Source organism: Sulfurivirga sp., assembly GCF_015490265.1.
GTDB lineage: Bacteria > Pseudomonadota > Gammaproteobacteria > Thiomicrospirales > Thiomicrospiraceae > Sulfurivirga.
Genome location: NZ_WFYD01000128.1, coordinates 23,209 through 31,098 on the forward strand (window position 1 = coordinate 23,209; position 7,890 = coordinate 31,098).

Annotated in this window: 6 protein-coding genes and 1 pseudogene; 4 read left to right on the forward strand and 3 right to left on the reverse strand. The window is 65.1% G+C overall.

The annotated features are described in order from the left end of the window. Nucleotides 1–34: 34 nt before the first annotated feature. The gene (locus F8K16_RS08395; protein ID WP_294949378.1) at nt 35–796 is read right to left on the reverse strand and encodes a sulfite exporter TauE/SafE family protein; all 762 of its coding nucleotides are present in this window, start codon (nt 794–796) and stop codon (nt 35–37) included. Further along, nucleotides 793–1,872 (reverse strand): tRNA (uridine(54)-C5)-methyltransferase TrmA, encoded by a 1,080-nt coding sequence (gene trmA, locus F8K16_RS08400; RefSeq protein ID WP_294949381.1) that lies wholly within the window; start codon nt 1,870–1,872, stop codon nt 793–795. Before trmA ends, F8K16_RS08395 begins: the two co-directional genes overlap by 4 nt. Before the next feature lie 95 nt (nt 1,873–1,967). On the opposite strand from trmA, the gene F8K16_RS08405 reads away from it, so the two are divergent. Then, complete coding sequence (locus F8K16_RS08405; protein ID WP_294949385.1) at nt 1,968–3,569, forward strand: hypothetical protein; 1,602 nt, start codon at nt 1,968–1,970, stop codon at nt 3,567–3,569. A 68-nt stretch (nt 3,570–3,637) separates the two neighbouring features. Here F8K16_RS08405 and F8K16_RS08410 read toward each other — a convergent pair. Beyond that, nucleotides 3,638–4,042, reverse strand: a pseudogene (locus F8K16_RS08410) (DUF1931 family protein); the annotation flags it as partial. 120 nt (nt 4,043–4,162) lie between these two features. Here F8K16_RS08410 and F8K16_RS08415 point away from each other — a divergent pair. From F8K16_RS08415 to F8K16_RS08425, 3 genes are read left to right on the forward strand one after another with little or no spacing between them, the layout of a single operon-like run. After that, on the forward strand, nt 4,163–5,509 hold the full coding sequence (locus F8K16_RS08415; protein ID WP_294949388.1) for a phosphatidylserine/phosphatidylglycerophosphate/cardiolipin synthase family protein: 1,347 nt from the start codon (nt 4,163–4,165) through the stop codon (nt 5,507–5,509). Between the two features lie 14 nt (nt 5,510–5,523). Beyond that, on the forward strand, nt 5,524–6,885 hold the full coding sequence (locus F8K16_RS08420; RefSeq protein ID WP_294949391.1) for a phosphatidylserine/phosphatidylglycerophosphate/cardiolipin synthase family protein: 1,362 nt from the start codon (nt 5,524–5,526) through the stop codon (nt 6,883–6,885). A 6-nt stretch (nt 6,886–6,891) separates the two neighbouring features. Further along, complete coding sequence (locus tag F8K16_RS08425) at nt 6,892–7,599, forward strand: endonuclease/exonuclease/phosphatase family protein (protein ID WP_294949394.1); 708 nt, start codon at nt 6,892–6,894, stop codon at nt 7,597–7,599. Nucleotides 7,600–7,890: the final 291 nt, after the last annotated feature.

Below are 7,890 nucleotides of genomic sequence, written 5' to 3' on the forward strand. Positions count from 1 at the left end.
TTAAAGCCCTCCAAAAAGTACTTTTGATTGTACTTCAGAAAGGCCAGTTGCGGTAGATGATGAACGCGCCCATGAACAGCAGGAAGACGGCGAAGATGCGGCGCAGATGGGCCTGATCCAGCCGGTGGCTGAGATGGTGACCCAGCCAGCCGCCGGCAATGCCCACGGCGGAGATGAGCCAGATCACCGTCCAGTCCACGCTCAGCTTCAGGCTCTTGAGCACGTGCAGATACTCCACGAAACCGGCGAAGGATTTGAGCGCGATGATCACCAGTGACGTGCCCACCGCAAGACGCATGGGCAGCCCGCCCAGCAGCACCAGCGCCGGAATGATGAGAAAGCCGCCGCCCACGCCCACCATGCCGGTGACCGCGCCGACCACGAAACCGTCGATGATGATCTTCCACCAGGCGCGTGGCTCATGGGGCGCCTCATCGTCCAGCTTGAGCGGCTTCCACATCAGCCAGGCCGCCGACAGCATCAGCGCGGCGAAGATGAGCATCTGCACCTGCGCGCTGACGAAATGGGCCGCCCAGGCGCCGGCCACCGCGCCGGCCATGCCCGGTGGGGCGAACCACGCCAGCGTGCGCCAGCTGATCAGCCCCTTGCGCCAGTAGGGCAGGGCGGAAAAGGCGGAAATCAGCCCCACGATCATCAGCGACCCCGCAATGGCCACCTTGGGGTCCTGCCCCACCAGATAGACCAGCACCGGCACGGTGAGTATGGAGCCGCCGGAGCCCAGCAGTCCCAGACTCAGACCGATGGCCAGCGCACCCGCCCAGGCAAACAGACTCATCGCACTCTCCTCAGCAGAACACCTGATTCAATGTGATGGGTATAGGGAAACTGATCGAACAGCGCCACCGCCTCCACGGCATGGGTGGCCTTCAGCGCCGCCACATCCCGCGCCAGCGTCTCCGGGTTGCACGAGATGTAGAGCACATGATCGAAACGGGCCGCCATCTGCCGGGTCAGGTCATCCAGCCCGGCCCGCGGCGGATCCACCAGCAGGGTGGAGAAGCGGTAGTCGCCCAGATTGACCTGTCCCACCGTGCCGCCTTCGGCCAGTGCGGCGCTGACCGCCTCGGCCGCACCCTGCGCCACGGCGATGTTGGTGACATTGTTCAGCGCCAGATTGAAGCGGGCCGAGCGAATCGAGGTGCGGGAGACCTCCGTCATCACGATCCGCTCGAAACGGTCGCTCAGGGCGATAGAAAAGTTGCCATTGCCGCCGTAGAGCTCCAGCAGCTCGCCCCCGCCGATGCGCGCGGCCTGCGCCCGCGCCCACTCGAGCATCTTCACCGCTACCTGCGCGTTGGGCTGGGTGAAGCTGTTCTCAATCTGCTGATAGCGCAGCTCGCGCCCGTCCACCGTCAGCCGCTCGATGACGAAATCCCGCTCCAGCAGGATTTTCTGCCGGCGGCTGCGGCCGATGATATGGTCGATGGGCAGATGCTGGCGCAGCACCTCGGCGCAGGCGGCCCACGCCTCATCCAGCGGGCGGTGGTAGATGAGCGTCACCAGCATCTGACCCGAGCAGGTGGCGAGAAAGTCCACCTGATAGAGCTTCTGACGCAGCGCCGGCTCCAGCAGAATCGCCTGCCGCAGCGGTTCCATCAGGCTGTCGATGGCCTCGCAGGCCATGGGGCATCGGTCGATGCGCTGTGGGTTCTTCGGGTCGCCCGGTGGGAACATCACATAGAAGGTGTCGTCCCCCTCGTGCCAGACGCGGAACTCCGCGCGCATGCGGTAATGGGCCGGCGGGGACGGGAACACGGCCAGCTCGCCCTGCCAGTCCAGCAGCGCCCGCAGCCGTGACTCCTTCTCCGCCAGCTGCGCCCCGTAGGCCTCCGGCGCCACCTGACACAACATCCCTGCACCCATACGAAAAACCCGCCATCAAAGGCGGGCATTATACCGTAGCGACTCCTTTATAATTCCGGGTGGACAGATCAGGAGACATGCTCATGAACCAGAAAAATACTGCGCAGCAACCCGCAGACGCTACGGCCACCCTACCGCCTCAATATCCCTATGGCGCCCCCTTCTGTGACGAAGACGAGATTGATCTGGGGGAAGTTTTCCGCAAGATCGGCCGAGGCAAGGCCTTCATCGGCTGGGTGGTACTGCTGACCTCTCTCGCCGTCGCCGCGCTGGGCGTGCTCTGGTTCATCAAGAACCCCTCCGCCACGGAGTATGGCAACATCATCCGCTTCAACTTCCCCACCGCCGAACAGGGCCGCTACCCCTCCGGGCAACGCTTCACACGCAATGATATCGTCGCCTCCGCCGTGCTGGCCAAGGTCTACAGGCGCAACCATCTGGACCGGCTGGGCATCAGCATGGAAGACTTCGGTGCGGCCATTACCGTATCTCCCTATGCCCCCAATGCGGAATTCATCCGCAGGAAATACGAAAAACTGCTGAGCAACCGCAAACTCTCCCAGGCTGAAATCGCCCAGTTGGAGCAGAAGTATCAGGCGGAACTGTCCGCCGCTCAGAGCCGCTTTGCCAAAGTGGCCTACACCTCGCTGTCCGGCCTGGGACTGAGTGATCAGCAGATCGAAAAGGTGCTCAAGGACATCCCGCAGGTCTGGTCCGAGACCGCCATCCGCGAGCTGGGCGTGCTGGACCTCAACATTCCCAGCGCCCAGTTCTTCCAGCCCGGGTTGGTAGACGCCTACGAATACATTCAGGCGGTGCAGTATCTGAAAGACAGCGCCGACACTCTCAAGGCCAGCCTGAAGGCGCTGAAGGAAGACGAGATCGGCGCCCAGGTGCGCGATCCGGAAACCGGCATGATGGTCTCCGACATTCAGTCCCGTCTGGACAGCCTCAACAGCTTTCTGATCAACCCCCTCATGCCGCTGGTGGCCAGCGCCGGCATCGCCCGCAACCTGGTCGATGCCACCACCTATGCTGAAAACAAGATCCAGCAGCTCAAGGATCAGATCGAGACGCTGAAAGCGCAGGCGGCCATCTACCAGCAGGCCATCGACCAGTATGCCCAGGTGGCCGGGGGCGCCATGCCCGCCAATGGCGCAACACGGTCAGGCAATGGCATCGTGCAGTATGGCTCCGACTTTCTCAGCAAGATCACCGAACTGGTGGAAAAGCAGAAGGACGCCCAGTTCCGCCAGCAGCTCATCCAGAAGGAGATCGACCTGCGCCTGAAGATCACCGAGCTGGAGAATCAGGTGCGGGAGCTGAGCCGGGCACTCCATAAATACCGGGCACTCAGTGACGGCAAGGCGGATGCCGCTTCCCTGGCCCTTAAAAACTCCATTGAAAAGAAAATCGCCGCCGCGCGGGATGAGCTCAAGCGCCTGATCGACATCTACCAGCGCGTACGGGACCTGCGCAGCCAGCAGATCATCGGTCGCACCGGCGCCCTCTACGAACAGGCCGCGCCGGATATTCAGGTCACCACTGACCTCGCGGCCCGGCTCAAGAAGCTGGCGCTTGTGATGGCCGGACTGGATGTGCTGGCGCTGTTTGTGGCCATCATGATCGTGCTGGTGCGCAAGCCGGAAAAAAGCAAAGGGGAGAAAGAAGACAGCGCAGCCTGACAGTTTTTTCTCCGAATACGAAAGACCCGCCATCAAGGCGGGTCTTTTGGTTCCGACGGATGAAGTTCTCAGACGAGCAGCTCGAACAGCGCCTCCGCCTTGTCCCAGTCCTTTGTCTGCGGGTTTTTGAACGATGGGTCGATCACCTTGAAGCTGCGGGCCAGCGCATGGCCGAGCCCGCCCAGCAGATCGGGCAGTCTGGAGACCAACTCGTCCTCATAGGACAGATCCATCGGCGGGAGCTTTTCCAGCTGTGCCAGAATGGGTTCCACTTCCAGCGCCACATCCAGCTTGCGGAAGTGGTGGATGGACGCTTCCAGCCCTTTGGTGATCGGCAGATCCACCCAGCGGATCACCGGCGACTCATTGGCTTTTGCCTTGGCCTGGGCGATAAGCAGCATGTCGTGAATCTTGCGGTTGAGAAACTCGCTCACCCGCTTGATGGCCGCCTTGTCCACATCCAGCGACGCGGCAGCGCGGAAAAGTGCTCAAATGTCCATGATGTGACTCATATGCTGTCTCCCATCTCCAGTTGGGGTTAAATATCGTGTTGCGTTGACAGGGTTAATTGGCATGCACGGACGGGTTTTCAAGTGAGCGCTGCCTATTACGCCTACATCCTGCTGGCCCTGCTGGTGGCCGGGCATCTGCTCTACCATCGGCGGCCGACCCAGTCGCTGATCATCTGGCTGCTGGTGGTGCTCCTGCTTCCGTGGGCGGGGGCACTGCTGTATCTGCTGTTCGGCTCGCGCAAGGTGTTCGCCCGCCAGGCCAAGGCGCCGCTGCGGCTGAAGGCGGCGCCCTCGCCCATCGACACGCCGCTGACCCGCCTGCTGGCCGCCGATGGCGTGCCGCCGGCCCGTCCGGGCAACCGGCTGGAGATGACCTTCTCGCCACGCACGGCCCATGACTGGCTGTTCGACGCCATTGAGGGCGCGCGCGAGAGCATCTGGCTGGAGAGCTACATCTTTACCGCCGACACCACCGGCCACCGCCTGCTCGAAACGCTGACGGAGAAGGCCCGGGCGGGCGTGCAGGTGCGCCTGCTGTTCGACGCCTTCGGCAGCTGGCAGGCCTACCGCCGCCCCGAGCTGTTCCGGAACCTGCGCGCGGCCGGCGGGCAGGTGGCCTTCTTCCAGCCGCTCTCCAGCCTGTGGCGCCAGCGCATCAATCTGCGCAACCACCGCAAGCTCTACCTCTTCGACCAGCGCCTGCTGCTCACCGGCGGCATCAACCTGGCCAGCGAATATCTGGACCCCGACCGCCCCGACAGCTGGGTGGACCTCACCTGCCGCATCACCGGGCCGGTGGTGGCGGACCACGCCGAGGTGTTCCGGCAGGACTGGGGCTGGACCACCGACGAACCCCTGCCCGCGCCCCCCACCCTCATCGCCTGTGCGGACGGTCACCCGGTGCAGGCGGTGCCCTCCGGGCCGGACATGCCGGCGGACCCCATCCGCGAGGCGCTGCTGCACGCACTGGCCAACGCGCGCCACGAGGTGTTCATCGTCACCCCCTACTTCATTCCGGACGAGCCGGTGCTGGAAGCGGTGCTGCTGGCACGCAAGGCCGGCGTGCGCGTGCGCCTGCTCACCCCGCTGAAGACCGACCACCTCATCTTCGACCTGGGCCGCGCCCCCTACATGCGCGAGCTGGTGGAGGCGAGCGCCGAAGTGCGCTGCTACACCCCCACCATGCTGCATGCCAAGGTCGTGCTGGTGGATGAGGCGCTGGTGCAGATCGGCTCGGCCAATCTGGACTACCGCTCGCTGCTGATCAACTACGAGCTGGTGGATTTCGTCCACGATCCCGCCTTCGCTCGGCGCCTGCGCGCCGAACTGGAACAGCTGTGGACGAAGACGGTGCCCTATGTGCCGCCGCCGGATAAGCTCAGCCGCCTCCGGGAGAACCTCAGCCGCATCATCACCCCGGCGCTGTGACAGAAGGAGCCGCCATGACCCTCGCCCTCTCCACCCTGCTCTATGCGCTGTTCGTGCTGCTCAACCTGGCGGTGGTGGCCCACCTGCTCTACACCCGTCGGCCCACCCAGTCGCTCATCTTCTGGACGCTGATTCTGCTGCTGCTCCCCTTCCTCGGACCGTTTCTCTATGTGCTGTTCGGCTCGCGCAAGCTGTTCGGCCGCCTGAGCAAGCAGCCGCTCACCTTCGACGGCGCCACCGCCCCGGAGGACACCACGCCGCTCGGACGCATGCTGGCCCGCTGCGCCATGCCTCCGGCCCGACCGGGAAACCGGGCGGCCTTCACCTTCGACCCGGCACAGGCACGAGACTGGTTCAGCGAGGCCATCGAAAATGCCCGCGAGCGCATCTGGCTGGAGAGCTACATCTTCGCCACCGACGGCACCGGTCGGCGGCTGATCCGGGCGCTGGCCGACAAGGCCCGTCAGGGGGTGGACGTGCGCCTGCTCATCGACGGCATCGGCAGCCTGCCGGCCTGGCTGCGTCCCGGCCTGTTCCGCGACCTGCGTGAGGCCGGTGGGCACGTGGCCTTCTTCCAGCCCCTCTCCCATCCGCTGCGCGGCGCCCCGGACCTGCGCAACCATCGCAAGATCTACCTGTTCGACAACCACACCCTGCTTGTAGGCGGCATCAACCTGGCCAGCGAATATCTGGATCCGGACGCGCCCGGTCACTGGGTGGACTTCACCTGCCGCGTGTCCGGCCCCGTGCTGGCCGACCATGAAGCCCTGTTCCGGCAGGACTGGGCCTGGGCCACCGGCGAGCGCCTGCCCGCCACAGCCGTGCCGCCGCCCATCGGCGAGGCGCTGATGCGGCTGGTGCCCACCGGCCCCGACACCCGGGAGGACACGGTGCGGGACGCGCTGGTGCAGGCCATCGTGTGCGCGCGAGAGGAGGTGCTCATCGTCACCCCCTACTTCATTCCCGACGAGCAGATCCTGCAGGCAGTGCTCATCGCCTGCAAGGCCGGCGTGCGCGTGCGTCTGCTCACGCCCGAACGCACCGACAATATCGCCTCCCGTCTGGGGCGCGCCCACTACATGCGCGAGCTGGCCGAGGCCGGCGCCGAGATCGGCTGCTACACCCCCACCATGCTGCACGCCAAGGTGTTCGTCATCGACCGCCGGTTCGCACTGGTGGGCTCCGCCAATCTGGACTACCGCTCCATGCTGCGCAACTACGAGCTGATGGACATCGTGCTGGACGCCGAATTCATCGCCCGTCTGCAAGATGAGGTGGACCGCCTCTGGCGCGACAGCGTGCCCTATGCGCCCGCCGACAGCGGCTGGGCGCGCATGGGCGAAAACCTCTTCCGCCTGTTCACCCCCATGATGTGACCGACCATGCTGCGCCCCCGACTGACTCCCATCTCTCCCCCCGCTGCCGACACCGCCCCGCTGCCGGCGCGCTTCACCCTGCTGGTGTGGAACGCCCACAAACTGCCCATGCACCGGCTGGCACACTGCCATCTGCCACCCGCCGACCTGTGGCTGCTGCAAGAAGCCCGCGTCACCGTCGAAGCGCCGCCGCCCTGGCCCCAGTGGTTCATGAGTCCCAACCTGCACCGGCCTCGCTGCGACTGCGGCGTGCTCACTGCCAGCCGCTACGACCTCGCCCCCCTGCGCCAGTTCCTCAGCCAGCGGCGCGAACTGCGCTGGCTCACCCACAAGAGCGCCCTGCTCACCCGCCACCCCCTGCCCGGCGGCGACGCCCTGTGGCTGCTCAACGCCCACATGCTGCTCACCCGTGGCCGCCGCCACCTGCGGGCGGAGCTGGACAGCTGGTCCGAGGCGCTGGCGGAACACCACGGCCCACTGATCGTCGCCGGCGACTTCAACACCTGGTCCCGCACCCGCCTGCGCCTGCTGCGCCACTGGGCCGAGCGCCACGGCCTCATCTGGCCACAGCCCGACCACGCCCACCATGTGCGCCACCACGCCGGCCAGCCGCTGGACCACCTGCTCTACCGCGACCTGACGCTGGAGCGGTTCGAAGCGCTGGAAACACCCTGCTCCGACCACAACCCCCTCTGGGCGCGTTTTTCCGTGTGAAAACGCGCCGCGCACCGGCGCGGCAACCTGCAAAAATGGGGGAGACCCCGTCTCCTGAGGCAAAAAACGTCTGAAACAGGGCAAAACCGGCATTTTCCCGCGCGGCGACGGGCGCGTCAGGCGGGCAACCTGCAGAAATGGGGGAGACCCCGTTTCTTCACATTGCTGAACCGGGCGCCCTCCATTCACAAAGACACTGCTTCAACCTTGACTGCCGCCCCTGTGACTGCATATATAATGTCACCATGGTCAGAGTGGTGATCGATACCAGCGTTTTCGTCGCTGGCATGC

Coding starts and splice junctions, on each gene's coding strand:
- F8K16_RS08405 (WP_294949385.1), top strand. CDS start 1,968: ATGAACCAGAAAAATACTGCGCAGCAACCCGCAGACGCTACGGCCACC.
- F8K16_RS08395 (WP_294949378.1), bottom strand. CDS start 796: ATGAGTCTGTTTGCCTGGGCGGGTGCGCTGGCCATCGGTCTGAGTCTG.
- trmA (WP_294949381.1), bottom strand. CDS start 1,872: ATGTTGTGTCAGGTGGCGCCGGAGGCCTACGGGGCGCAGCTGGCGGAG.
- F8K16_RS08420 (WP_294949391.1), top strand. CDS start 5,524: ATGACCCTCGCCCTCTCCACCCTGCTCTATGCGCTGTTCGTGCTGCTC.
- F8K16_RS08425 (WP_294949394.1), top strand. CDS start 6,892: ATGCTGCGCCCCCGACTGACTCCCATCTCTCCCCCCGCTGCCGACACC.